General features: G+C 66.9%; 22 protein-coding genes. 6 read left to right on the forward strand and 16 right to left on the reverse strand.

The window, feature by feature from the left end:
- Position 1: 1 nt before the first annotated feature.
- The 4 genes from AWC25_RS07290 to aldR all read right to left on the reverse strand — a co-directional run bounded on the left by AWC25_RS07290 (position 2) and on the right by aldR (position 4,847).
- Positions 2-1,750 (reverse strand): SDR family oxidoreductase, encoded by a 1,749-nt coding sequence (locus tag AWC25_RS07290; RefSeq protein ID WP_085166554.1) that lies wholly within the window; start codon positions 1,748-1,750, stop codon positions 2-4.
- 3 nt (positions 1,751-1,753) lie between these two features.
- Positions 1,754-2,674 carry a metal-dependent hydrolase gene (locus tag AWC25_RS07295; RefSeq protein WP_069400874.1) on the reverse strand — a complete coding sequence of 307 codons (921 nt, stop codon included), beginning with the start codon at positions 2,672-2,674 and terminating at the stop codon, positions 1,754-1,756.
- Between the two features lie 109 nt (positions 2,675-2,783).
- Positions 2,784-4,277, reverse strand: coding sequence for a flavin-containing monooxygenase (locus tag AWC25_RS07300; protein ID WP_069400873.1), 1,494 nt, complete (start codon positions 4,275-4,277; stop codon positions 2,784-2,786).
- 30 nt (positions 4,278-4,307) lie between these two features.
- Complete coding sequence (gene aldR, locus AWC25_RS07305; protein WP_069400916.1) at positions 4,308-4,847, reverse strand: HTH-type transcriptional regulator AldR; 540 nt, start codon at positions 4,845-4,847, stop codon at positions 4,308-4,310.
- A gap of 43 nt (positions 4,848-4,890) precedes the next feature.
- Here aldR and ald point away from each other — a divergent pair, with 43 nt between their 5' ends.
- A complete protein-coding gene (ald, locus tag AWC25_RS07310; RefSeq protein ID WP_085166555.1) occupies positions 4,891-6,006 on the forward strand; it encodes an alanine dehydrogenase in 1,116 nt (371 codons plus the stop codon).
- 3 nt (positions 6,007-6,009) lie between these two features.
- Here the strand turns inward: ald and AWC25_RS07315 are convergent, their stop codons facing one another.
- The 5 genes from AWC25_RS07315 to AWC25_RS07335 form a co-directional block, all read right to left on the reverse strand.
- Positions 6,010-7,035, reverse strand: a complete 1,026-nt coding sequence (locus AWC25_RS07315; protein ID WP_069400871.1) for a nitronate monooxygenase — start codon at positions 7,033-7,035, stop codon at positions 6,010-6,012.
- Between the two features lie 60 nt (positions 7,036-7,095).
- Positions 7,096-8,481 carry a M16 family metallopeptidase gene (locus tag AWC25_RS07320; protein WP_084229369.1) on the reverse strand — a complete coding sequence of 462 codons (1,386 nt, stop codon included), beginning with the start codon at positions 8,479-8,481 and terminating at the stop codon, positions 7,096-7,098.
- Complete coding sequence (locus AWC25_RS07325; protein ID WP_069400870.1) at positions 8,459-10,750, reverse strand: polyribonucleotide nucleotidyltransferase; 2,292 nt, start codon at positions 10,748-10,750, stop codon at positions 8,459-8,461. The genes AWC25_RS07320 and AWC25_RS07325 overlap by 23 nt, the downstream gene beginning before the upstream one ends.
- Before the next feature lie 316 nt (positions 10,751-11,066).
- A complete protein-coding gene (gene rpsO / locus AWC25_RS07330; RefSeq protein ID WP_044513170.1) occupies positions 11,067-11,336 on the reverse strand; it encodes a 30S ribosomal protein S15 in 270 nt (89 codons plus the stop codon).
- A 132-nt stretch (positions 11,337-11,468) separates the two neighbouring features.
- The gene (locus AWC25_RS07335) at positions 11,469-12,440 is read right to left on the reverse strand and encodes a bifunctional riboflavin kinase/FAD synthetase (RefSeq protein ID WP_069400869.1); all 972 of its coding nucleotides are present in this window, start codon (positions 12,438-12,440) and stop codon (positions 11,469-11,471) included.
- A gap of 112 nt (positions 12,441-12,552) precedes the next feature.
- Between AWC25_RS07335 and mntR the strand changes: the two genes are divergently transcribed.
- The gene (mntR, locus tag AWC25_RS07340; RefSeq protein WP_085166556.1) at positions 12,553-13,257 is read left to right on the forward strand and encodes a manganese-binding transcriptional regulator MntR; all 705 of its coding nucleotides are present in this window, start codon (positions 12,553-12,555) and stop codon (positions 13,255-13,257) included.
- Between the two features lie 81 nt (positions 13,258-13,338).
- On the opposite strand, the gene AWC25_RS07345 is transcribed toward mntR, so the two are convergent.
- Positions 13,339-14,589, reverse strand: a complete 1,251-nt coding sequence (locus AWC25_RS07345) for an acyl-CoA dehydrogenase family protein (protein ID WP_085166557.1) — start codon at positions 14,587-14,589, stop codon at positions 13,339-13,341.
- A gap of 6 nt (positions 14,590-14,595) precedes the next feature.
- A complete protein-coding gene (locus AWC25_RS07350; RefSeq protein ID WP_069400866.1) occupies positions 14,596-15,786 on the reverse strand; it encodes a lipid-transfer protein in 1,191 nt (396 codons plus the stop codon).
- Positions 15,787-15,948: 162 nt separating this feature from the next.
- Between AWC25_RS07350 and AWC25_RS07355 the strand changes: the two genes are divergently transcribed.
- Complete coding sequence (locus tag AWC25_RS07355; RefSeq protein WP_069400914.1) at positions 15,949-16,749, forward strand: SHOCT domain-containing protein; 801 nt, start codon at positions 15,949-15,951, stop codon at positions 16,747-16,749.
- A gap of 63 nt (positions 16,750-16,812) precedes the next feature.
- Here the strand turns inward: AWC25_RS07355 and truB are convergent, their stop codons facing one another.
- Genes truB through AWC25_RS07370 form a run of 3 tightly spaced genes read right to left on the reverse strand, consistent with a single transcriptional unit; the run spans position 16,813 to position 19,390 of the window.
- A complete protein-coding gene (gene truB, locus AWC25_RS07360; protein ID WP_069400865.1) occupies positions 16,813-17,730 on the reverse strand; it encodes a tRNA pseudouridine(55) synthase TruB in 918 nt (305 codons plus the stop codon).
- Positions 17,727-18,407 carry a 4'-phosphopantetheinyl transferase PptT gene (gene pptT / locus AWC25_RS07365; RefSeq protein WP_085166558.1) on the reverse strand — a complete coding sequence of 227 codons (681 nt, stop codon included), beginning with the start codon at positions 18,405-18,407 and terminating at the stop codon, positions 17,727-17,729. Before pptT ends, truB begins: the two co-directional genes overlap by 4 nt.
- Positions 18,404-19,390 carry a metallophosphoesterase family protein gene (locus tag AWC25_RS07370; RefSeq protein WP_069400913.1) on the reverse strand — a complete coding sequence of 329 codons (987 nt, stop codon included), beginning with the start codon at positions 19,388-19,390 and terminating at the stop codon, positions 18,404-18,406. The genes pptT and AWC25_RS07370 overlap by 4 nt, the downstream gene beginning before the upstream one ends.
- A gap of 161 nt (positions 19,391-19,551) precedes the next feature.
- On the opposite strand from AWC25_RS07370, the gene AWC25_RS07375 reads away from it, so the two are divergent.
- Together AWC25_RS07375 and AWC25_RS07380 are read left to right on the forward strand one after the other, a co-directional pair.
- Entirely contained in the window at positions 19,552-20,130 is a 579-nt protein-coding gene (locus AWC25_RS07375; RefSeq protein WP_069400863.1) for a DUF3558 domain-containing protein, read from the forward strand.
- Positions 20,131-20,172: 42 nt separating this feature from the next.
- Entirely contained in the window at positions 20,173-21,876 is a 1,704-nt protein-coding gene (locus AWC25_RS07380) for a CocE/NonD family hydrolase (protein ID WP_085166559.1), read from the forward strand.
- Here the strand turns inward: AWC25_RS07380 and AWC25_RS07385 are convergent.
- Together AWC25_RS07385 and AWC25_RS07390 are read right to left on the reverse strand one after the other, a co-directional pair.
- Positions 21,835-22,395: a DUF1802 family protein gene (locus AWC25_RS07385; protein WP_069400862.1), complete on the reverse strand. Its 561-nt coding sequence runs from the start codon at positions 22,393-22,395 to the stop codon at positions 21,835-21,837. The two genes, AWC25_RS07380 and AWC25_RS07385, sit on opposite strands and share 42 nt — an antisense overlap.
- The gene (locus AWC25_RS07390) at positions 22,392-22,661 is read right to left on the reverse strand and encodes a DUF2277 family protein (RefSeq protein WP_069400861.1); all 270 of its coding nucleotides are present in this window, start codon (positions 22,659-22,661) and stop codon (positions 22,392-22,394) included. The genes AWC25_RS07385 and AWC25_RS07390 overlap by 4 nt, the downstream gene beginning before the upstream one ends.
- Before the next feature lie 144 nt (positions 22,662-22,805).
- Here AWC25_RS07390 and AWC25_RS07395 point away from each other — a divergent pair, with 144 nt between their 5' ends.
- Positions 22,806-24,146 carry a PPE family protein gene (locus AWC25_RS07395; protein WP_244899468.1) on the forward strand — a complete coding sequence of 447 codons (1,341 nt, stop codon included), beginning with the start codon at positions 22,806-22,808 and terminating at the stop codon, positions 24,144-24,146.
- Positions 24,147-24,273: the final 127 nt, after the last annotated feature.

The raw sequence follows: 24,273 nt of genomic DNA on the forward strand, positions 1-24,273 counted from the left end.
TCTACTTCGGGCGGATGTCCACCCGCGCGAGTAGCCGGATCAGCGACGGGCTGATCCGGCGCATCGCGTAGCCGATCCTGGCTTCGGCGGCGATCGGCGCGACGGCGGGACCGGTCTTGATGGCCTTGACGATTGCGGCGGCGGTGGCTTCGGGTGTGTAGTTTCGTCGCCGGTAGCCGGCTGCGGCCTTGGTCCGGGCGCGCTCCTGTTCATCGTCCGACGTCCCAGCGTAGATGGTGTTCTTGGCGATATCGGTGTTGACGAAGCCGGGGCAGACCGCGGTGACGGTGATGCCCTCGTCGGCGAAGTCGGCGCGCAACGATTCACTGAACGCGAGCACTGCCGCCTTGGTGGTGCTGTAGGCGATCATCGATTTCGACGGCAGGTACGCCGACGCGGACGACACGTTGATGATCGTCCCGCCCGCCCCGCGCTCGACCATCTGCGCACCGAACGCCCTGCTGCCGGCGATCACCCCGCGCAGGTTGACCCCGATGATGTCTTCCCAGTTTTGCGGACTGGTCTGAAGGAACCGACCGGCCATGCCGATCCCGGCGTTGTTCACCAGGATGTCTACCACGCCGTGATCGTTGAGTACTTGTGCGGCAAGCGTATTCATCTTCTCTTCGTCGCTGACATCGGCCTGGTACACCGCGGCCTCGGCGCACGCGGCGCGGACGGCGTCCGCGGTGTCATTGGCCGCGAGCACGTCTCGGTCGACGACGATCACCTTGCGCGCACCGTGGCGGGCCAGTTCCACCGCCGTTGCGCGGCCGATGCCGGCACCCGCCCCGGTGATCAGCGCGAGCTTGCCCGCTATCTCGCCGGGAGCACCGAGCCCCGTCACCACGCCGGTGTCGCGATCGATCCATTCACTGGTCAACCGGGCGATGACGTCGGGCCGCGATGTCACCACCCAGTGCCCGCCTTCGATCGAAACGACCCGACTGTCGGGCGGGATCGCGCCGGTGAACCGTTGCAGTGCCGGGGTCACGAACAGGTCTTTGCGGGGCACCAGCACCTGGACCGGCACGTCGGTCTTCGGCAACTCGCGCCCGGGCCGCAACATCGGCGCAGGCATGTTGGCCCGATATAGGTTGAGCCCGTTGACGTAGTCGCCCATCGACCGTGGCGTCGTACGCCGTTGACTGCGGGTGCTCGATCGCCCGATACGCTCAATCGCCTCAACGACTTTCACCCCTACCCGGGAGCGAAACACCACCTCCGGCAGACCGGGGCACAAGAACAGGCCGATGTAGGTCGACCCGAGCAACTGCCCGGCGACCCGGGCCAGAGCTCGCGGAGTACGCGCCGAACGCAAAAAGGCGCCGGCGTATTGCAGATGCGGTCCCGAGATCGAGGTCAACGAGGCGACTCGGCCCATCACCGATTCGTCGGTGATGGCCGCCCAGGCCTGAAGCGAGCCCCAGTCGTGCGCCAGCAGGTGGACGCGCTCCACGCCCAGTTGCTCGATCACCGCGCCCAGGTCCGCGATCAGCTGCGCAAACTCGTACCCGGATCGCTTTGCGGGAGTTGACGATTCGCCTGAGCCACGGACATCGTAGGCGACCACGTTGTACCGGCCGGGGTAATTGCGGGCGAATTCCTCGGCGACCGGGTCCCACACGTGGTGGTTGTCCGGCCAGCCGTGGATGGCCAGGATGGTCGGCCGGGCGGCGTCGATCTCCGTGTAACGATGGACGGCCAGCACAACGCCGTTGGACGACATGAATCCGGAATCGGTGGCCATGGGTCAGCGCGACGCCCGCGCCGCCGGCGAGACGGCCAGGTAATCGACCGCCAGCCCGACCCCGCCCAGTTGGGAGGGATGGAACCCCGGCCGGTAGTAGTTCGCGATACCCCGCACGAATCGCAGCGGCCCCGGTAACAGGCCCCGGCGGGCGGCCCGGAAGTAGTCGCGCCAGCGCGGCTTGGCGCCCGGAGCCAACCGGGGGTCCACCGAATACAGATAGCGCACGCCGCGAATCCACAACAACAACATGGCCGGCGAGACGACCAGCTGCGCCCGGACCCGCCGCCAGTAGCCGGCCCGCAGGTGTTTCATGGTGTCGAAGGCAACCGCCTTGTGTTCGACTTCCTCGGCGCCGTGCCAGCGCAGCATGTCCAGCATCACCGGGTCGGTGCCGATCGCATCGTGCGCCGGGGTGTTGAGGATCCACTCGCCCAGGATGGCGGTGTAGTGCTCGATCGCCGAGATGAACGACACCTGTTCGACCAGCCAGCTGCTCTGTCGGCGCGCGCTCCACCCGGGCCGATTGCCGAGCACCTTCTCGAACATCCACCTGACCTGGTCGGTGTAGGGCGTCACGTCGATGCCCTGGGCCTCGAAGCGGTCCAGCACACCCGAATGCGCCCGCGAATGCACCGACTCCTGGCCGATGAATCCCTGCACGTCCAGACGCAACTGGTCGTCCCTGATCAACGGCAACGCCTTCTTGAACACCTCGACGAAGAACTCTTCGCCCGCGGGCAACAGCAAATGCAGGACGTTGAGCATGTGGGTGGTGAAGGGTTCGTCGGGCACGTAGTGGACCGGGAGTCGGGCCCAGTCGAATGCGACATCGCGCGCCTCGAGCACCAGACGCTCATGCTTGGGTGGCGTCCCGGACCTGCCTGAATGCGGGCCTACCGCCCGGTCGTCGACAGTGAACATTCGGCCCCCTACCTCAGCGTCTACGTCGACCTCAAGGTCGTCGGTGAACATCGGGCATGGCAAGTATAAGTTGGCAGGCGAATATGCGAAACCGCCGGTACCGGGTTCTTCAGCGAGTGGGCACCCGGCGGCGCAGGTCGTACTGGCCGGCATCGGGGCGCGACAACATGCTGCGGTGTTCGGCCGGCGTCAGCGGCCACACCTCCGGCACGCCGTCCTTGTTGAGGTACCAACTGTTGCAGCCGGTCGTCCACACCGTGTTCGGCATCGCCGCCCGCAGCTTGTCGTTGAAGCGCTCGGTCGCCGCTGCGGTGGGTTCGATCGTGTCGAATTCGCCGCGGCGCCAGCGCTGGATCCAGCCTACGATGTGGTCGGCCTGCGATTCCGCGACGGTGGTCAGGGCGAGGTTCCCCACCGGGCTGTGCGGGCCCAGCATCATGAAAAAGTTGGGAAAGCCGGTCAACGCCACGGCCTGGTAGGCGTGTGGGCCGTCGCGCCAGACGTCGTCGGCCGCGATCCCATCGCGGCCGATCAGCTGTAGCGGGCGGAAGAACGCGTGCGTGTCGAATCCCGTTGCCAGCACGATGATGTCGACCTCGTGCAGCACGCCGTCGTCGGTCACGATGCCACTTCGCTGCACATGATCGATGCCGGCGGTGACCAGCTCGACGTCGTCGCGTTGGATGGCCCGGTAGAAGCCATCCGACATCACCAGCCGCTTGCACGCCGGTGTGTAGTCGGGGGTCGGGGCCCGGCGCAGCTGGCGGTCGCGCACCTCCCAGAGGCTGGCGCGGCATAGCGCCGCCATGATCCACCGCCGCAATCCGGGTTTGGTCAGGCCCACCGCGAAGAAGTCGTAGCCCAGGCTGTACATCCGGTACGCCGCCCGATCGAGCCACGGCAGCCGTCGCCGGGTCAGCGCGGTGAATTTGCTGTAGCGGGGATTCGCCAGCCGCAACACCCATTGCGCCGTGCGCTGGAACGTCAACACCGTGCCTGCCACCCCGGCGAGACCGCACACGAGTTGGACACCGGTGGATCCGTTGCCGATCACCGCGATACGGCGGCCGCGCAACGGCACGTCGTGATCCCAGCGCGCGGAGTGGAAAACGGGTCCGTGGAACTCATCCAGTCCCGGGATCGACGGAAGCCGCGGGTGGTGCAGCACGCCGGTCGCCGAGATGAGAAAGTCGACGCGCGATTCGGATCCGGCGTCGGTGCGCAGCAGCCATCGGCCGTCGTCGAAACGGGCATGGGTGATCGCGGTGCCGAACCGGATCCGGTCCCGCAACCCGAATTGGTCCGCCACGGCGCAAAAGTAGGCCTGGATCTCGTCTCCGGGCGAAAATAGGTGGGACCAATTCGGATTCCTGGCGAAGCTGTATTGGTAAACCCGCGACGGGATGTCGCAGACCAGACCCCGATAAGTGTTTTCCCGCCAGGTGCCGCCCACCTCGTGGGCCTTTTCGTAGATGGTGATGTCGTCAATACCGCTGCGCAGCAAGGCTATTGCGACACACAGCCCCGACATGCCGGCCCCGACGACGGCTACGGCGGGATCGCGTCTCGTCGGCGGCGGGCCCACTACGCACGGGTCGCCCATTCGTGGATCATAGCCACAGCAAATCGCCGGTTAAATAGGCGCGGCGCCGCGCAGATGTTCGAAGATCAGCGAGGTTTGGGTGCCGGCCACATCGGCGTCGGCGTTGAGGTTCTCGACCACGAACGACCGCAGGTCCTCGGTGTCGCGCGCCGCGACGTGGAGCAGGAAATCGTCGGCACCGGCGAGGAAATACACGTCCATCACCTGCCGCCTGGTCCGGATCTGGTGGATGAAGCCGCGGATCTTGCCGCGCGCATTGGAGTGCAGGTTGACCGAGATCATCGCCTGCAGCGGCATGCCCACCGCGACCGGGTCGATGTCGGTGTAGAAACCGCGAATGACCCCGAGGTCCACCAAGCGGCGCACCCGGCCGTGACACGTCGACGGGGCGATCCCGACGGCCTCGGCAAGCGCGTTGTTGGCGATGCGCGCGTCGGCGTGCAACAGGCTCAGGATCTTGTGGTCGACGGCGTCGAGATCGGGGGGCCGAACATTCTTCGGCGCCCCGCCTCCGGTATCGACGATATCCGTGGACTTATCGGTCACGCAGGAATCATATAGAATTAACATCAGCATGTTTGCCGCTTCATCGAAGTTTCTTCACACTGGTGGCATGCGAGTCGGCATTCCTACCGAGACCAAGAACAACGAATTCCGGGTGGCCATCACGCCGCCGGGGGTCGCCGAACTGACCCGGCGCGGCCACGAGGTGCTGGTCCAGGCCGGCGCCGGAGACGGTTCGGCGATCGCCGACACGGAGTTCAAGGCGGCGGGCGCCCAGCTGCTCAGCTCCGCCGATCAGGTCTGGGCCGACGCCGACCTGCTGCTCAAGGTCAAGGAGCCGATGCCATCCGAATACGGCCTGCTACGGGCCGGTCAGGTGCTGTTCACCTATCTGCACCTGGCCGCCTCCCGCGCCTGCACCGACGCGCTAATCGCCTCCGGCGCAACGTCCATCGCCTATGAGACCGTCCAGACCGGCGACGGTGCGCTGCCCCTGCTGGCGCCGATGAGCGAGGTCGCCGGCCGGTTGTCCGCCCAGATCGGGGCGTACCACCTGATGCGCACCCGCGGCGGGCGCGGGGTGCTGATGGGCGGTGTGCCGGGCGTCAAACCCGCCGATGTGGTGGTCATCGGCGCCGGAACGGCCGGCTATAACGCGGCCCGGGTGGCCAGTGGCATGGGAGCCAGCGTGCGGGTGCTCGACCTCGACATCAACAAGCTGCGGCTGCTCGACGCCGAGTTCGCCGGCCGCATCCAGACCCGTCACTCATCGGCCTATGAGCTCGAGGGCGCCGTCAAGCTGGCCGACCTGGTGATCGGCGCGGTCCTGGTGCCCGGCGCCAAAGCACCCAAGCTGGTCACGAATTCTCTTGTGGCGCAGATGAAACCCGGTGCCGTCCTGGTCGACATCTCGATCGATCAGGGTGGCTGCTTCGAAGACTCGCGACCCACCACTCACGACGACCCGACGTTCCCGGTGCACGACACGGTGTTCTACTGCGTGGCGAACATGCCCAGCGCCGTTCCGAAGACCTCGACCTACGCGCTGACCAACGCCACCATGCCCTACGTGCTCAAGATCGCCGAGCAGGGCTGGCAACAGGCCTGCCACTCGGATCCCGCTCTGGCGAATGGGCTTTCGACGCACCGGGGCGCGTTGTTGTCCGAACGGGTGGCCGCCGATCTGGGTTTGCCGTTCGCCGACCCGGCGAGCTTGCTGGGCTGAGCCTCAGTCGGGCGTCAGATCCGCAACGATATCCGCGACGGGGCCGGGCTGCGCCTCGCGGAAAGACGTTCCCGCCCACAGGTTCATGCCGTTGGGATCTTCCCGCTCGGCGGCGGCCTCCCGGATCGGCAGCGTCATCTGGTTGACCTCGGGATAACCCAGCGGCGCGATGTTGTCGAAGTGGCGGATGAATTCGTTCTCCAGGCTGCGCGCATAACGGCCCGAGAAGGCGCGCGTGACGATGGTCTTGGCGAACAGCTGGTTCTTCATCGCGCCGCGATGCGCCGGGCTGGTGCCCGCCTCGTCGCTGAGCAACAGCGCGGTGCCGACTTGCGCGGCCACCGCTCCCCTGCGCAACACCCCGGCGACGTCCTCGGCGGTGCCCAGCCCGCCGGCCGCGATGATCGGAACGTCGCGATGCGCCCGATGGATGCGGTCGATCAGTTGATGCAGCGATTCGCTCCCGGGTTCCATGTCGGGTGCGAAGGTGGCACGGTTGCCGCCGGCGTCGGGGCCCTGGACCACCAGGCTGTCCGCACCCGCGGCGACCGCCACGCCCGCCTCATACAACGAGGTCACGGTGACCATCACCAGCAATCCCAGCGCGCCGAACCGGCGGATCACGTCCGGTGAGGGGACGCCGTAGGTGAAGGACACCAGTTCGGGACGCAAATCGGCGACCACCTCGAGCTTGCGTGCCCAATCGTCGTCGTGACCGTACTCGGGGCGCCCGACGTGCACCTGGTAGTGCTCGGCGACCCCTTCGAGTTCGTCGGCGTAGAAGTCCAGTGCCACCCAGTCCGCGACGCTGGGTTGCGGCACCAGCAAGTTCACCCCGAGCGGACCGGTGGTCGCGGCACGCGCCGCGGCGACATCGGCGGCGAACTGTTCGGCGCTCAGGTAACCGGCGGGCACGAAGCCGAGGCCGCCGGCGTTGGACACCGCCGCCGCCAATGCCGGGCTGCCGGGCCCGCCCGCCATCGGTGCACCCACGATCGGGACCGGGATGTCCCAAAAACCCAGTACCATCCGGCTACTCCATTGACGACCAGCGCCAGCAGGACGCGAGCAACGAGGCAGACATTTGAACTACCGTACCATCGCCCGAAGTTGTTGCGGCAGTGATCGTTTGGACGCATACGGACCCATGACAGCCGCACCGTAACGCTTGGTCAGCAACCGGTTTGCCACGGCATTGACCTCGTCGACGGCGACGGCGTCGATCTTGCGGAGAGTGTCCTCGATACTGCGATGCTTGCCATAGTTCAACTCGCTGCGACCGATGCGGCTCATACGAGAACTGGAGTCTTCCAGCCCCAGGACGATCCCGCCACGCAACGAGCCTTTGGCGATGCGGCATTCCGCCTCGGTGATGCCGTCGCGCGCCACCGATTCGAGCACCGCGCTGGTGACCCGCATGACGTCGGCGAACCGCTCGGGCAGGCACGCGGCGTACACCGACAGTGCGCCGCTGTCGGAGAACGTGTCGACCGACGAGAACACGGAGTAGGCCAGCCCGCGTAATTCGCGAACCTCTTGAAACAACCGCGAGCTCAGCCCACCGCCGAGCGCGGTGTTGAGCACCGACAGCGCCCAGCGGTGCTCCCAGCCGCGGCCGGGCGTACGCACACCGAGCGACACGTGGGTCTGCTCGGCGTCACGCTTGGCTACCGTCAATGCCGGCCGGCCGGCGATCCGCCCGCTCCCTTTGCGCGGCGCGATGGGTGGGCGCCCGCGCACCAGGTGCGACCCGAAGTGCTGGCGGACCAACGCCACCACCTCGTCGTGGTCGACGTTACCGGCGACCGCCACAACCATCCGTTCCGGTGTGTAGCGCCGGACGTGAAACGAGTGCAGCTGGGCGCGGGACATCGCCGACACCGATTGCGCGGTCCCGATAACCGGCCGTCCGACCGGATGGTCCCCGAACAGTGCCGAAAGGAACATGTCCCCGAGCGCGTCCTCCGGGTCGTCGTCGCGCATCGCGATTTCTTCCAGCACGACGTCGCGTTCCACCTCGACGTCGTCGGCGGCGCAGCGGCCGTTGAGGACGACGTCGGCGACCAGGTCGACGGCCAGCGCCAGATCGGTGTCGAGCACGTGCGCGTAGTAGCAGGTGTGCTCTTTGGCGGTGAACGCGTTCAGCTCGCCACCGACGGCGTCCATCGCCTGGGCGATGTCCACCGCGGTGCGGGTCGGCGTCGACTTGAACAGCAGATGCTCGAGGAAGTGCGCCGCGCCCGCCACGGTGGCGCCTTCATCCCGCGAGCCCACGCCCACCCATACCCCGACCGACGCGGACCGGACGGCGGGCAGGTACTCGGTGACCACCCGCAGACCGCCCGGCAATGTGGTGCGCCGCAACGTGTCCTGCGGCCCCGGCGACGCCTTGACGACCTGCTTACCCCGCCGCAAGGCCCCCACGCGAGGCGAGCGCGCGCCGGCCGCGTCGTCAGCTGCTGGCTGTCGCGGCATCGGATGGCGCGGTCTCCGGGGAATCTGCCGCGGGTGCTGCGCCGTCTGCTGAGTCCTCTTCGGCGACCAGGACCAGCGAGATCTTGCCCCGCTTGTCGATGTCGGCGATCTCCACACGCAGTTTGTCGCCGACGTTGACCACGTCCTCGACCTTGGCGATGCGCTTGCCCTTACCGAGCTTGGAGATGTGCACCAGCCCGTCGCGACCAGGCAGCAGCGACACGAAAGCACCGAAATCCGTTGTCTTGACTACGGTTCCGAGGAATCGCTCGCCGACCGTCGGCAACTGCGGGTTGGCGATCGCGTTGATCTTGTCAATCGCGGCCTGGGCGGAGGGGCCGTCGGTCGCGCCGACGAAGACGGTGCCGTCGTCCTCGATGGAGATCTGCGCGCCGGTCTCCTCGGTGATCGCGTTGATCACCTTGCCCTTGGGTCCGATGACCTCACCGATCTTGTCGACCGGAACCTTGATGGTGGTCACACGCGGGGCGTACGGGCTCATCTCGTCGGGCGCGTCGATGGCCTCGGCCATCACCTCGAGGATGGTCAGGCGCGCGTCCTTGGCCTGGGCGAGAGCACCGGCGAGCACCTGCGACGGGATGCCGTCGAGCTTGGTGTCCAGCTGCAGGGCGGTGACGAAGTCCTTGGTGCCCGCGCACTTGAAGTCCATGTCGCCGAACGCATCCTCGGCGCCCAGGATGTCGGTGAGGGTGACGAACCGGCGCTCGGACTTGCCGTCCAGCTCGACGTCATCGGACACCAGGCCCATCGCAATGCCGGCCACCGGAGCCTTCAGCGGCACACCGGCGTTGAGCAGCGCCAGCGTGGACGCGCAGACCGAACCCATCGAGGTCGAACCGTTGGAGCCCAGCGCTTCCGACACCTGGCGGATGGCGTAGGGGAATTCGTCGACGCTGGGCAGCACCGGAATCAGCGCCCGCTCGGCGAGGGCCCCGTGCCCGATCTCGCGGCGCTTGGGTGAGCCCACCCGGCCGGTCTCACCGGTCGAGTACGGCGGGAAGTTGTAGTGGTGCATGTAGCGCTTGGTGGTCTCGGGTCCCAGCGAATCGATCTGCTGGGCCATCTTCATCATGTCCAGTGTGGTGATGCCCAGGATCTGGGTCTCGCCGCGCTCGAACAGCGCGCTGCCGTGCGCCCGCGGGACGACGGCGACCTCGGCCGCAAGCGCCCGGATGTCGGTGACACCGCGGCCGTCGATGCGGAAGTGGTCGGTCAGGATGCGTTGGCGCACCAGCTTTTTGGTGAGCGAACGGAAGGCCGCCGAGATCTCCTTCTCCCGGCCCTCGTGGGCCCCGTTGTCTCCCGCGAGCCGCGCCAGCACTTCCGCCTTGAGCTCGTCGGTGCGCGCATCGCGCTCAGCCTTGCTCCCGATGGTCAGGGCCTTGGCCAGCTCGTCGGTGGCCACCGAGGCGACCGAGTAGTAGACGTCCTCGGCGTAATCGGGGAACGTGGGGTACTCGCCGGTGGGCTTGGCGGCGGCGCCGGCCAGCTCCTGCTGCGCGGTGCACAGTGCGGCGATGAACGGCTTGGCGGCCTCAAGTCCTTCGGCCACAACGGTTTCCGTCGGGGCCTGAGCGCCGCCCTCGACGAGCTCGATGACGTTCTCGGTGGCCTCGGCCTCGACCATCATGATCGCGACGTCCTGGTGGTCGCCTTCGCCGACGATGCGACCGGCCACGACCATGTCGAACACCGCGCGCTCGAGCTGCTCGACGGTCGGGAACGCGACCCACTGGCCGTCGATCAGCGCGACCCGCACACCCCCGATCGGGCCCGAAAACGGCAGGCCGCTGAGCTGGGTGGACGCCGACGCGGCGTTGATCGCCAGCACGTCGTACAGGTCGTTGGGGTCCAGGCTCAGGATCGTCACCACGATCTGGATCTCGTTGCGCAGGCCGTCGACGAACGACGGACGCAGCGGCCGGTCGATCAGTCGGCAGGTCAGGATCGCGTCGGTGGAGGGACGTCCCTCCCGGCGGAAGAACGAGCCGGGAATGCGGCCCGCGGCGTACATCCGCTCCTCGACGTCGACCGTCAGCGGGAAGAAGTCGAAGTGCTCCTTGGGTGACTTGCTTGCGGTCGTCGCCGACAGCAGCATGTTTTCGTCGTCGAGGTAAGCGACGACGGAACCGGCGGCCTGCAGGGCCAGCCGACCGGTCTCGAAACGAATGGTTCGGGTACCAAAGGACCCGTTGTCGATCGTGGCGGTCGCTTCGAACACGCCCTCATCAATTTCAGCTACAGACATGGGTGTCCGTACAGCCTCTCTGGGTTATTCAGCTATTTCGCGTCGTCATGCGCGAGTACCCCGAGAGCTACCCGAGAGGAGAGTCTGAATGCGGCTACGGCCGTCGATCGAAGCAGCCGACCTGCCCCAGATCCGGAGAGCCCGGCTGCCACTACCGAAGACCGCCCGATGCAGACTGGGCTGCTCTGACGAACAGGCGTAGTGACACGCTGGAACGGAACGCGCGGATCTGCGCGGACCGCACCGTTTGCTCGGGCCAGACGGCCCAGAACGCTCTTACTCTACACGGGCGAACGTCGCCCGACGGAACCGTGCGTCAGCGACGCAGGCCCAAACGGTCGATCAACGAGCGGTACCGCTCGACGTCGATCTGTGAGATGTACTTGATCAACCGGCGGCGGCGCCCCACCAGCAGCAACAGACCGCGCCGCGAGTGGTGGTCGTGCTTGTGCACCTTGAGGTGCTCGGTCAGGTCGGCGATGCGCTTGGTCAGCAGCGCGATCTGCGCCTCCGGCGAACCGGTGTCGGTGTCATGCAGGCCGTATTGGCTCAGAATTTCTTTTTTCTGCTCGGCAGTAAGCGCCACGAAGAGATCTCCATCAATTGGTCCGCGATCGTTACTTGTCAAGGCCCGGCCACCGCGAACCGCAGCACGCGCCGATGTCGTCCGGCAGTTTAGCAGCGGTTCGGCGCGGGAGCTAACCGCCGGGGCGGCGGATTAGTCCGAGAGCAGGGCGCGGGTCCGTTCGGTGTCGGCGCCGATCTCGTCGACGAGATCCTGCACCGAGTCGAACCTGCGCTGGCCGCGGATGCGCGCGACGAAGTCGAGGGCGACGTGCTGGCCGTACAGGTCGGCGCTGGTGTCCAGGACGAACGCCTCGACGGTGCGGGTGCGGCCCGAAAATGTCGGGTTGGTTCCGACGGATACGGCGGCCTGGTAGCGCTCACCTGGGATTACGGTGCCGGTGGCCGGGCCGTGACCGAGGACGGTGAACCATGCGGCGTACACGCCGTCGGCCGGGATGGCCGAGTACATCGGCGGTGCCACGTTGGCGGTCGGGTAGCCCAGCTCGACTCCCCGGCCGTACCCCCGCACGACGACACCTTCGACGCGGTGCGGGCGTCCCAGCGCCTCGGCGGCCGCCGCCATGTCGCCGGCGTCGACGCAGGAGCGGATGTAGGTGGAGGAGAACGTCACGGTCTCGTTGCTGTGATGTTCGGAGAGCAGGGACATCGACTCCACCGAGAACCCGAACCGGTCACCGGCCTTGCGCAGGGTGTCGACGGTGCCAGTCGCCTTTTTGCCGAAGGTGAAGTTCTCCCCCACCACGACCTCGACGACGTGCAGGTGCTCCACCAGCAGCTCGTGGACGTACCGCTCCGGGGTGAGCTTCATGAAATCGGTCGTGAACGGCATCACCAGGAAGACGTCGATACCGAGTTCCTCGACCAGCTCGGCGCGCCGGGTCAGGGTCGTCAGCTGGGCGGGATGGCTGCCCGGATAGACCACTTCCATCGGATGCGGATCGAAGGTCATCAGCACGGACGGCACGCTGCGCGCCCGGGCGGACTTCACCGCGTGGGCGATCAATTCGGCATGACCGCGGTGCACACCGTCGAACACCCCGATCGTCAGTACACATCTGCCCCAGTCAGTGGGGATCTCATCTTGGCCGCGCCACCGCTGCACGATCGCAAGCCTACGGTGCACGGCCGCTCGATGCGCCGATGGATGCCGATTCCGCCCATCGGCGGCCCGTCCGGCCACCGGATCAGAGATAGTTTGCCTAAACTTTGCGGTTGTGAGTGCTGACGACGAGGCTGGCGGTCTCACCGCGGTGGGCCAGGACTACCTCAAGGTCATCTGGAATGCCCAGGAGTGGTCTCCGGACGGCACTCCGCAGAAAGTCAGCACCAAGATGCTGGCCGACCGGATCGGCGTATCGGCCAGCACCGCGTCGGAGTCGATCCGCAAACTCGCCGAGCAGGGGTTGGTCGACCACGCGAAGTATGGCGCGGTCAGCCTGACCGAAGCGGGTCGGCGGGCGGCGCTGGCGGTGGTTCGCCGGCATCGGTTGCTGGAAACGTTCCTGGTCAACGAGCTGGGTTACGGCTGGGACGAGGTGCACGACGAGGCCGAGGTGCTCGAGCACGCGGTATCGGAGCGGCTGGTCGCGCGCATCGACGCCAAGCTGGGATTCCCTCAGCGCGACCCGCACGGCGACCCCATCCCGGCCTCCGACGGCCAGATACCCACCCCACCGGCGCGGCAGCTGTGGGCGTGTGATGACGGCGAGAGCGCAACGGTGGCGCGCATTTCCGACGCCGACCCCGAAATGCTGCGCTACTTCTCCAGCGTCGGGATCAGCCTGGACTCGCGGCTGCGGGTGCTGACCCGGCGGGAATTTGCCGGGATGATCTCGGTCGCGATCGAATCGTCCGATGGCGCCGAGACCACCGTCGATCTGGGCAGTCCGGCAGCCCGGGCGGTCTGGGTCGTGGCCTAGCTTTTCCGCTCGCGCCCAACGTGTTCTGGTGGCGACATTTCGCCCGATTTTCCACCCTCAGAGCACGTTCGGCGCGACAGCCTAGCCGCCCAGTAGACCCCTGGCGATGTGGGTCACCTGCACCTCGTTGCTGCCGGCATAGATCATCAGGGACTTCGCATCCCGCGCCAGCTGCTCCACCCGGTATTCGGCCATGTAGCCGTTGCCGCCGAACAACTGCACGGCCTCCATTGCCACCTCGGTGGCGGTCTCCGATGCGTATAGCTTGACCGCCGACGCCTCGGCCAGCGTCAGGGGTTTACCGGCCTGCTGACGCTCGATCGTCATGAACACCATGTTCTGTACGTTCATCCGGGCGATCTCCATCTTCGCCAGCTTGAGCTGGATCAGCTGAAATTGCCCGATGTTGCGGCCCCACAGCGTGCGGGTTTTGGCGTAATCCACGCACAGCCGATGACACTCGTCGATGATGCCGAGCGCCATCATCGCGATCCCGATCCGCTCGGCGGCGAAGTTGTCACGGGCACTATCGCGGCCGTCGCCGCCGGCGGGCTGCTCGCTCTCGCCGAGCAACCGGTCCCGGCTTAGCCGAACGTTGTCGAAGAACAGTTCGCCGGTGGGCGAGGACATCATGCCCATCTTCTTGAACGGTTTGCCCTGAGTCAGGCCTTCCATTCCCGCGTCGAGCACGAAAACCAGCACCGGCCGATTCCGCTTGCCTTCCTTGTCCAGGCCGGCGTCGCCCTCGTCCAGCTTGGCGTAGACCACCAGCACGTCGGCGTAGGGGCCGTTGGTGATAAAGGTCTTCTGCCCGTTGAGGATGTAGTCTTCGCCGTCACGCTTGACGTAGGTCTTCATGCCGCCGAACGCGTCCGATCCGGAGTCCGGCTCGGTAATCGCCCACGCCGCAATCTTTTCCAGCGTCATCAGCTCCGGCAGCCAGCGTTCCTTCTGCGCAAGGGTGCCGCGGCTGGCGATGGTCGCCGCGCCCAAGCCGAGGCTGACCGACGCGGTGCTCAGCAATCCGATGCTGACCCGGGCGATCTCGGAGACCAGCACCGCTATCGTCGAGCCCTGGACCCCCATGCCGCCGGAATCGGCTGTGGCGTCCGGCTTTTCACCGTTTTGCCGGGCGCGCTCGCGGTCCAGCATCTTCTTGACCGACTCGGCGGCCATCGCGTCGAGGCCGAACTGGCTGAAGAATTTGCGCGCGATCGGATACGGCGACAACCCACCGGTTTCCAGCTCGTCCAGATGCGGGCGGATCTCCTTATCCACGAACTGACGAACGGCATCCCGCATCATCAGGTCGGTTTCGGACCATTCGATCATGGCGTCCTAACGCTCGGCCCGCTGGTAGGCGGTGACGACGGCGGCCCCGCCCAGCCCGATGTTGTGTTGCAGCGCGGCGTTGACGTTGTCCACCTGACGCTTGTCGGCCTGTCCGCGCAGCTGCCAGTTCAGCTCGGCGCACTGCGCCAGCCCGGTCGCGCCCAGCGGGTGGCCCTTGGAGATCAACCCGCCGGACGGGTTGACCACCCAGCGCCCGCCGTAGGTGGTGTCGCCGTTGTCGATCAGCTTGGGCGCCTCACCCGCACCGCACAGCCCGAGGGCTTCGTAGAGCAGCAGTTCGTTGGCCGAGAAGCAGTCGTGCAACTCGATCACCTGAAAGTCCTCCGGGCCCAACCCGGACTGATCGTAAACCCGTTGCGCTGCTTGCACATTCATGTCGTAGCCGATGAGGCCCTTGGCGCTGCCGTCAAAGGTGGACTTGAAGTCGGTGGTCATGGCCTGCCCGACGATCTCCACCGCCTGGCCGGCCAGCCCGTGGCGGTCGACGAATCTTTCCGAGGCCAGGATCGCGGCACCGGACCCGTCCGAGGTCGGCGAGCACTGCAGCTTGGTCAGCGGGTCGTAGATCATCTTCGCCGCCAGGATGTCGTCGAGGGTGTACTCGTCCTGGAATTGCGCGAACGGGTTGTTCACCGAATGCTTGTGGTTCTTGTAGCCGATCTTGGCGAAGTGTTCCGCGCTGGTTCCGTACTGCTTCATGTGCTCGCGGCCCGCCGCGCCGAACATCCACGGCGCCGCCGGGAAGGCGAACTCGCTGATCTCGGCCATCGCCTTGACGTGCTTGTCCATCGGGTTGGTGCGGTCTTCGTAAGTCGTGGCCAGCGATCCGGGCTTCATCTTCTCGAAGCCCAGGGCGAGCGTGCAGTCGGCCAGCCCGCCCCGAATCGCCTGTGCTGCCAGAAACAGCGCAGTGGATCCGGTCGAACAGTTGTTGTTGACGTTGACGATTGGGATGCCGGTCAACCCCAGTTCGTAGAGGGCGCGCTGCCCGGCGGTCGACTCGCCGTACACGTAGCCGACGTAGCCCTGCTCGATTTTGCTGTAGTCGATGCCGGCGTCGGTCAGCGCATTGGTGCCCGACTCCCGTGCCATGTCCGGGTAGTCCCAACCCCCGCGACGACCCGGCTTCTCGAACTTGGTCATGCCGACGCCGATGACGTAAACCTTGTTGGACATGCGCGCACCTCCGGGCCATGGGGTTGTTGACACCCGTCTAGTCGGCAGCTTAGCCGTGCCGCGTTGGTTGCTGGAACCCCCACTAGCGACGTCGGGATCCGGTGCTTATCGCTCGCCGTTTGCGTAGGCTCGAACCAATACCGACGACGAAGGATGCACGACATGAAGGCAACGGTGACTCCCCAAGCCGCCACCGCTATCGCCGACATCGCCGCGCGCCACGGGCTCGCACAAGAGTCGGTGCTGGCCATGCTGGTTGCCCTTCGCGCCGGTGGCGGCACCATGGCCCAGTTCAGCATCCCGGAACTCGGCGGGAACGGGCAATGGATGCGCGGGGGAATGACGATGGTCGGCGACATGTTCGACAACGCGCTCAAGGCGCGCGTCGACGCGCTGTGCAACGAGTTGGTCCAGCTACTGTCCAGCACCGAGGTGTTTCCCCCTGCGGCCGCCCCGCCGCTGGGCGGACTCGGCTCGAACAACTGGTGGCCGGCCGAGCTCGGGGTGCCGAGCGCGGTCGGCGGGCAAAACGACGTGCGCTACGCGTTCTTCCCGGGCACCAGACGTCTCGTAATCGAAACCAACGGTGTCACACGGATTTTCGACACCGCCGAGCATCGAATCGCAGGTGTGCAACAGCAACAGGGGGGGGCGGGCGGCTCGGTGATTTTCACCAGTCAGTTGGGCAGCTTTGGCGTTTCGAGTTTGCGTGAGGTGGGCGGGCAGCCGGCGGCCGCAACGCCGCCTGCCGCGCACCAGCCGCATTTTCAGTCGCAGTACCAGTCCGGCCCGCCGCCGCAGGCCGCGCCCGAACCGCCGGCACCCAGGCCGGCTTCCGGCGGTGCCGAAGACCCCGCGGCGATCGTCGCTGCAATCGAATCACTGGCCGGGCTGCATCAGCGCGGCATCCTGTCCGACGAGGAGTTCGCGACCAAGAAAGCCGAACTGCTGGGCCGACTCTGAGCGCTCCTCAGCACTTCCAGTCCTGCATCGTCGCGGGGCCCCACCCCATTGCCCCACTCCTCCTCAGCACTTCCAGTCCTGCATCGTCGCGGGGCGGAGGACCACCGCTGGCTTTGTCCGCGACCCTTCGTCGCGCAGCAGTGCAATCACCCGGTCTTCGGGATCGACGGCGGCATAGACCCCGTCGATTCCCGCCGACGAAAGCGGCCGGCCGTGCCGGGTCGCCTCGACTTCCTCGGGCGTGAGGACCCGCCGCGGGAACACCAGCAGGCACGCCTCATCCAGCGTCCAGCTCAGCTGCGGCCGTTCGGCCAACTCGTCGAGCGACCGGGCCCGGTCCAGCTCGAAGCGCCCCACCCGGGTGCGCCGCAACACCCGCAGGTGCCCACCCACGCCGAGCGTGCTGCCGAGGTCGCGGGCCAGCGCCCGGATGTAGGTGCCCGCCGAACAGTCAACCTCGACCTCCAGATCTATCAGTCCCCCGTCGCGGCGGATCGACAAAATCTCGAACCGGTCGACCCGCACCGGACGCGCCTTGAGTTCGACCTGCTGACCGTCGCGGACCAATTGGTAGGCGCGACGACCCCCGACCTTGATCGCGCTGACCGCTGACGGCACCTGTTCGATGTCGCCGCGGAGCCCGCCGACGGCGGCGGCGATCTGCTCATCTGTGACATGCGTGGCCGAAATGGTTTGCCGGAGTTCACCTTCGGCATCCTCGGTGGAGGTGGTCTGGCCCAGCCGGATGGTGGCCGAATACGACTTCGCCGAGGCCGTCAACAACCCGAGGATCTTGGTGGCCCGGTCGATCCCAATCACCAGCACACCGGTGGCCATCGGATCCAACGTCCCGGCGTGTCCCACCCGCCGGGTCGCAAAGATGCGGCGGCAACGGCCCACGACGTCATGGCTGGTCATACCGGCCGGCTTGTCCACGACTACTAACCCCGGGCCGCAGGGCCCGCCGGAGTTTTCGGTCATAGCACGATCGCGGTGAGCACAAGCCCACGCTCGACCGACCAACGTCCGCTCAGCTCGGTCAGCGGCGGCCCCGACAACGCCTCCGGGTCGATCAAAATCCGGGAGACGAACGTACCGGTCCTCGCGCCAGGGCCGTCGGCCTCGAAGCTGATGTGGGCATCCTCGAAACCCAACCACCGCTTGGTCAGCGGAAACCATGTCTTGTACGTTGCTTCCTTGGCGCAGAACAGGATTCGATCCCAATGCACACCGGCCGGCATGGCCCGCGGAATCTCGCCGCGCTCCGCGGGAAGGCTGACCGCGTCCAGCACACCGTGCGGCAACTCGTCGTGCGGTTCGGCGTCGATCCCGACCGAACGCACCGAACTGCTGCGCCCCACCACGGCACCCCGATACCCCGTGCAATGGGTCAGACTGCCCACCACACCGTCTGGCCAGCACGGTTCGCCCTTGTCGCCCTTGAGAATCGGGACCGGCGGCAGGCCCAGCTCACCGAGCGCGACCCGGGCACAGTGCCGCACGGTGACGAACTCGTTGCGCCGCTTGGCCACCGACTTGGCGATCAACGGCTCTTCTTCGGGCAACGGGGTCAGTCCGGGCGGATCGGAGTACGCCTCCGAATACGCCATGTCCTGCATAACCGGTAGCACCGACGACACCAGCATGTCGGCGGTCATCGGGACTGCCGTTGCTGCAACCGCTCCCGGAACTTCGCGGACTGCTCGCGCATCTCCTGGGTGATGGTGAAGTGTCCCCCGAACTCGTTGAGGTAACCCGGGGCGTACCGCGGATCGGGCAGCACCTGCCGCAGCCAACTGAACGGCTTGCGGCGGCGCCACTCCCGGGGGTAGCCCACCGAAACCTCCTCGAAGCGCACGTCGTCATACCAGGTGGTGCGTGGGATGTGCAGATGACCGTAGACCGAGCAGATCGCGTTGTATCGCGTGTGCCAGTCGGCCGTCTTGGCGGTGCCACACCACAGCGAAAACTCCGGGTAGAACAACGCGTCGCAGGGTTGGCGCACTAGCGGGAAGTGGTTCACCAGAACCGTGGGCGTCATCCAGTCGAGTTGCTCGAGGCGGGCGCGGGTGATGTCCACACGTTCCCGGCACCACGCGTCGCGGGTCGGATAGGGCTCCGGCGACAGCAGAAACTCGTCGGTGGCGACCACGTTGCGATCGCGCGCGATCTGCAGACCCTGGGCCTTACTGAGCGCCCCGTCCGGCAAGAAGGTGTAGTCGTAGAGCAGAAACATCGGCACGATCGTGGCCGGGCCGCCGCGCTCGGTCCATACCGGAAACGGATGTTCCGGGGTGACGATGCCCATCTCGTCGCACATGTTGACCAGATAGTCATAGCGCGCCTTGCCGAAAACCTGGTTGGGATCGCGATTGGTCGTCCACAGCTCGTGGTTGCCCGGCACCCAGATAACCTTGGCGAACCGGCGTCGCAGCAGGTCAAGCGCCCAGCGGATCTCGTCGGTGCGTTCGGCGACATCACCGGCGACGATCAACCAGTCGTCCGGAGAGGACGGATACAGCGACTCGGTGACCGGCTTGTTGCCCAGATGACCCGTGTGCAGATCCGAGACCGCCCACAGCGTTGGTTGGGAGGTTGGTTGGGAGGCCTGCTGGCCTCCGTCGGTCGAGTCCCGGGTCACCACGAATAACCAGCCTAACGACTCGGCGGCCCGCGCCCGGTCCCGCCGGCCCGTTGGACACCGCCCCGGGCGGGGCCAAGCACCCCGGCTCGGGTTTAGCTGTGACCCCGCGCACGTGACTTGTACACTCCCGGCAAGGACCGCCGAGGGTAGGGGGTGTCATGTTCACCAAGGTGCGCCTGATCGGGGCGCTCGGCGCGGTGACGACAGCGGTCGTGCTGGGTTGGCAGGCTGCGCCGCCCGCACCGACCGGCGGCGGCAACACCTTTCAGCTGCGGTCGACCGCGCTGCCGCTGGAAACCACGATGAAGAGTCCGATCATCGCCACGACCGACCCGCGGCCGTTCGACGCGTGCGAGGACATCCCCTTCGACGTGCTGCAGCGGCTGGGCCTGGCCTTCACCCCGCCCGAACACGAGGACGGTCTGCGCTGCCACTTGGACGCGGGCAACTACCAGCTGGCCGTCGAGCCGATCATCTGGCGCACCTACGAACAATCGCTGCCGCCCGACGCGCTGGAGACGACGATCCAGGGACACCGGGCCGCGACGTACTGGGTGCTCAAGCCGACCTACCACAACAGCTACTGGTACTTCTCCTGCATGGTGGCGTTCAAAACCAGTTACGGCGTGCTGCAGCAGGCCCTGTACTTCTCGACGGTCTACTCCAACCCCGAGGTCGACTGCCCGTCCACCAATCTGCAACGGGCCAACGATCTCATCCCGTATTACAAGTTCTGACCCTCCCGGAACAGCAAACGCTCCGGCCTTAACCTGGTGGGCGTGAGCATGACTTCGACGCGTCCCGGTGAACCGGCGCTGCGCACCCTCGGCCAATTCGGCGGCAACGCGTTGGGCCGGGTGCTGGGTCTGCGCCCGGCCACCACCGGCTACACGGTGAACCGGGTCGAAGTGCCGATGCGTGACGGGGCGCGCCTGGTCGCCGACCACTACGCGCCCACCACCTCCAGTCCCGCCGGGACCGTGTTGGTGCGCGGTCCGTACGGCCGCGGGTTTCCGTTCTCGCTGCTGTTCGCCCGGCTATATGCCTCGCGTGGATACCACGTCGTAATGCAAAGCGTGCGTGGGACTTTCGGGTCCACCGGGCAATTCGAGCCGATGGTCCACGAGGCCGAGGACGGGGCGGACACCGTGGCGTGGCTGATCAATCAGCCCTGGTTCACCGGCCGATTCGCCACCCTTGGACCGTCGTATCTGGGCTTCACGCAGTGGGCGATCTTGCAGAACCCGCCGCCGCAGTTGGCCGCGGCCGTCATCACGGCCGGTCCCCACGATTTCGCCGCCTCGGTGTGGGACACCGGATCCTTTGCGGCGGGCGACTTTTTGGGCTGGAGCGACATGGTGGCCCATCAGGAAGATCCGGTGCGCCTCAAGTCCGGCCTACGCCAGCTGCGGGCGCCGCACCGGGTGGCGCGCACGGTGGCCGAGGTGCCCTTCGGGGCGGCGGCCCGTCGCATGCTCGGCAGCGGGGCTCCGTGGTTCGAGTCGTGGGTGGAAAACACCGACCCGGAACTTCCGTTCTGGGAGCGGTTGCGGTTCGGCGCGTCGTTGGACCGCGTCGAGGTCCCGGTGCTGTTGCTGGGCGGCTGGCAGGACATCTTTTTGCGCCAGACCGTTCGGCAGTACCGCCACCTGCGCGGGCGCGGCGTCGACGTGGCGATGACCATCGGCCCGTGGACGCATACCCAACTGCTCACCAAGGGACTGTCCACCGGCGTGCGCGAATCGCTGGACTGGCTGGACACCCACCTGGCCGGGATCTCAACGCTGCGGCGACCGAGCAGGGTTCGGGTGTGCGTAACCGGCCAGGGCTGGCGAAACCTGCCGGACTGGCCACCGGTCACCACGCAGCGCGCGTTGTATCTGTGGCCCGGCCGCCATCTGCACGACGCGCCACCCGACGGTGCCGGGCTGGCACCGGTGACCTTCCGCTATGACCCCGCCAACCCGACGCCCACCATCGGTGGTGCGCTGTTGGCCCCGGTCGGCGGGTACCGCGACGACAGCCGGCTGGCCCGGCGCGACGACGTGTTGACATTTGACACCGCAACACTTTTGGACGACTTGTGCGTATACGGCAACCCGGCGATCGAACTGCAGCATAGTTCCGACAAGCCCAATGTCGACGTGTTCGTCCGAGTCAGCGAGGTCGACGCCAAGGGCCGATCTCGCAATGTGAGCGACGCCTACCGCCGGCTGGGCACCCCGGCCGAGCTCGTCCGCATCGAACTCGACCCGGTCGCGCACCGTTTCCGCGCCGGCTCCCGCATCCGAGTGCTGATCACCGGCAGCTGGTCGCCGCGGTACGCGCCGAACCTCGGCACCGACGAGCCGCCGCTCACCGCCCGCCAGGCAAAGCCGGCCACCCACGCCATCGCCTACGGACGCTCCCGGCTGCTGCTTCCGGTCGGCCCGGCGGAGCTGTCAGCCAACGGCGGCGCGGACCCGGGCGGCCACCCCGGCTAACACCGCATCGTCGTGGATCGGCGTCCCCAATGCCGGCCGGGCGGGCAGCCGCACCCAGCTGGTGCAACCCCCGTACTCCGGGCTGCGGGTCAAATGTATCGGTTCGAGCAGCGCGGACACCGAGACCACCAGTGCGGCGACCTTGTGCTTGGGCCGGAAGTCGAGCCGGTCGGCCCGCACCGACTCCGCTGTCCAGATGTGCAGGTCCTCGATCTCCCCGAGCCGTTCCGGTCGGTTAACCGCCACTGCGGCAACCACTTTCGCAGCAGCTCGGATCACCAGCCGGTCTTCGGTGCTGTCGGCGGCCGCAGGTGCCAGCAGATCGCGATGCTCGGGCCGCACCCGCTCTTCGTGGCTGTGGGCCACCGTGGGGAACAACAAGAACTCCGGTGCGGCCACCTCGAACCGCTTCTCTGCGATCCCGCCCTTGCGCAACAGCACATATTGCCGACCGTCCAAAAGCGCGTGCACGGCCGCGCTCCACTCCTTGAGGGCGGGAGTCGTTGCGGTGAGCGTCATTTCGATGCGGCCAGCCGGGCCCGGACCTCGGGCCGACGCAACGGCGGGACGGTCTTGGGCGGTTGCCGCCGCGGCGGCAGCGCCTCGAGCAACCGCGTCGTGGTCTGGGTGACCTCGGCGACGGCGGCCTCGAACGCCTCGGCGTTGGTCGCGGACGGGTGGTCGATGCCGCTGACCTTCCGCACATATTGGCGCGCCGCCGCCGCGATCTCTTCCGCGCTGGCCGCTGGCTGCAAACCGCGCAGTTCGGTGATGTTCCGGCACATGGTTCCACGATAGGCGGGTTTTCCCGTTCAGTCGGATCGGCCCGGCCCGGCCCAGCAACATATGAATTTTATATGAGTGGGCTTCGGAACCGCCGCCGCCAGTGGCCGAATGAATACTGTATACAACGTTGCGCCCGAGGCGCTATGAGATCGGCGACATATCGCAAGACCACAAGCGAGGCAGGCATGGACTTCGGGGCGTTACCACCGGAAGTGAACTCCGGCCGGATGTATTCGGGCCCCGGTCCTGGGACTCTGCTGTCCGCGTCCGCCGGGTGGGAGGAGCTGGCCGTCGAGATGCACATGGCGGCCGGCCGATGCGAGGCCGTGATCGCCGAATTGATCAGTGAATCCTGGACGGGTCCCTCGTCGATGGCGATGACCGCCGCGATACTGCCCTACACCGCATGGGTGCGAGACACCGCCACCCAGTGCGAGGAAGTCGCGACGAAGGCCACCGCTGCCGCCTATGCCTACGAGACGGCCTTTGCGATGACAGTGCCCCCGCCGCTCATCGCCGCCAACCGGGCACGCCTGGCCGCACTGGTGGCCAGCAACCTGATCGGCCAGAACACGCCGGCCATTATGGCCACCGAGGCCGAGTACGCCGACATGTGGGCCGTCGACGCGGCAGCGATGTACGGTTATGCGGCCAATGCTGTTGCGGCATCCGGACTCTCGGCCTTCACGGCTCCCCCATGCACGGCCGAGGCGAGCGGGCCGGAAAGCAGCGCGCAGGGCGTGTCGGCCAAGCTGTTGCAATCGGCGGCGACCACTTTGCAAGGCATGTCCGGACCCGGTTCCGGCGCGTCGACCACGCTGAGCACGACGGGGCCGCTGGCCTCGTCCGGGCTGTCCGGGCTCTCCGGCCTTTCGCCGTTGGCCATGCTGTCGCGAGTGGCCAAGACCTCCGGCAAAGCCGTCCCTACCACCACCAATGCCGGAATCCAGAGCGCGTCGCAGCTCGCCCTGGCGATGCACAGCCTCGTCGACGTCAGTAGCGGTAGCGCTCCCGAAATCGGCACCAGCGCATTGGGTTTCGGCTCCGATGGTTTCGGGTTGAGTACCGACATCAGTGGGTTCGCCCTGGATTTGGCCGGCTCCGGTCTCGAGTTGGTGGGCAGCGACTCGCTGTTGGGTGTCGAGGAAGCCCTCCCCGAATTGGGCGCGGTCGGGCCGCTGGGTGCTCTGGATCAGCTTGTCGATCCCTGGGCGGCGGGATTGGGCGGTGACCCCGCGGCGGGTCTCGGGCAGGCCTCCCACTTGGGAACCCTGTCGGTCCCACCTGGTTGGCTCAACGCGGCTTCGGGACCTTCGGCCTCGCCCGCCGCCGGCCCGGATGGACATCATTCGGCGCCCGGGGCCCCGCACAAACACCACGCCAAGCTCCCACCCGGCGGCATGGTGACGCACGCGTCCGGCAGCGCGGCTCACCGAGTGGGCGTGCCGACCACCCTCATGCCCCGTTCCCCGATCGGCGGCTGAGGTGAAACCCTGTTCGCTGTTATGACGGCCCGCTTCACTTTTCGTCATAGCGGGCGGCTTCGGTGCGCTACGCGAATTGCTGTTCTGCTCTTACCGCCCGGTGGCGGATGTGATGGATGCGTTCTTC

It is taken from the genome of Mycobacterium sherrisii (genome assembly GCF_002102355.1).
Lineage (GTDB): Bacteria > Actinomycetota > Actinomycetes > Mycobacteriales > Mycobacteriaceae > Mycobacterium > Mycobacterium sherrisii.

Coding starts and splice junctions, on each gene's coding strand:
- AWC25_RS07290 (WP_085166554.1), bottom strand. CDS start 1,750: ATGGCCACCGATTCCGGATTCATGTCGTCCAACGGCGTTGTGCTGGCC.
- AWC25_RS07295 (WP_069400874.1), bottom strand. CDS start 2,674: ATGTTCACTGTCGACGACCGGGCGGTAGGCCCGCATTCAGGCAGGTCC.
- AWC25_RS07300 (WP_069400873.1), bottom strand. CDS start 4,277: ATGGGCGACCCGTGCGTAGTGGGCCCGCCGCCGACGAGACGCGATCCC.
- aldR (WP_069400916.1), bottom strand. CDS start 4,847: ATGTTAATTCTATATGATTCCTGCGTGACCGATAAGTCCACGGATATC.
- ald (WP_085166555.1), top strand. CDS start 4,891: ATGCGAGTCGGCATTCCTACCGAGACCAAGAACAACGAATTCCGGGTG.
- AWC25_RS07315 (WP_069400871.1), bottom strand. CDS start 7,035: ATGGTACTGGGTTTTTGGGACATCCCGGTCCCGATCGTGGGTGCACCG.
- AWC25_RS07320 (WP_084229369.1), bottom strand. CDS start 8,481: ATGCCGCGACAGCCAGCAGCTGACGACGCGGCCGGCGCGCGCTCGCCT.
- AWC25_RS07325 (WP_069400870.1), bottom strand. CDS start 10,750: ATGTCTGTAGCTGAAATTGATGAGGGCGTGTTCGAAGCGACCGCCACG.
- AWC25_RS07345 (WP_085166557.1), bottom strand. CDS start 14,589: ATGATCGAATGGTCCGAAACCGACCTGATGATGCGGGATGCCGTTCGT.
- AWC25_RS07350 (WP_069400866.1), bottom strand. CDS start 15,786: ATGTCCAACAAGGTTTACGTCATCGGCGTCGGCATGACCAAGTTCGAG.
- AWC25_RS07355 (WP_069400914.1), top strand. CDS start 15,949: ATGAAGGCAACGGTGACTCCCCAAGCCGCCACCGCTATCGCCGACATC.
- truB (WP_069400865.1), bottom strand. CDS start 17,730: ATGACCGAAAACTCCGGCGGGCCCTGCGGCCCGGGGTTAGTAGTCGTG.
- pptT (WP_085166558.1), bottom strand. CDS start 18,407: ATGACCGCCGACATGCTGGTGTCGTCGGTGCTACCGGTTATGCAGGAC.
- AWC25_RS07375 (WP_069400863.1), top strand. CDS start 19,552: ATGTTCACCAAGGTGCGCCTGATCGGGGCGCTCGGCGCGGTGACGACA.
- AWC25_RS07385 (WP_069400862.1), bottom strand. CDS start 22,395: ATGACGCTCACCGCAACGACTCCCGCCCTCAAGGAGTGGAGCGCGGCC.
- AWC25_RS07390 (WP_069400861.1), bottom strand. CDS start 22,661: ATGTGCCGGAACATCACCGAACTGCGCGGTTTGCAGCCAGCGGCCAGC.
- AWC25_RS07395 (WP_244899468.1), top strand. CDS start 22,806: ATGAGATCGGCGACATATCGCAAGACCACAAGCGAGGCAGGCATGGAC.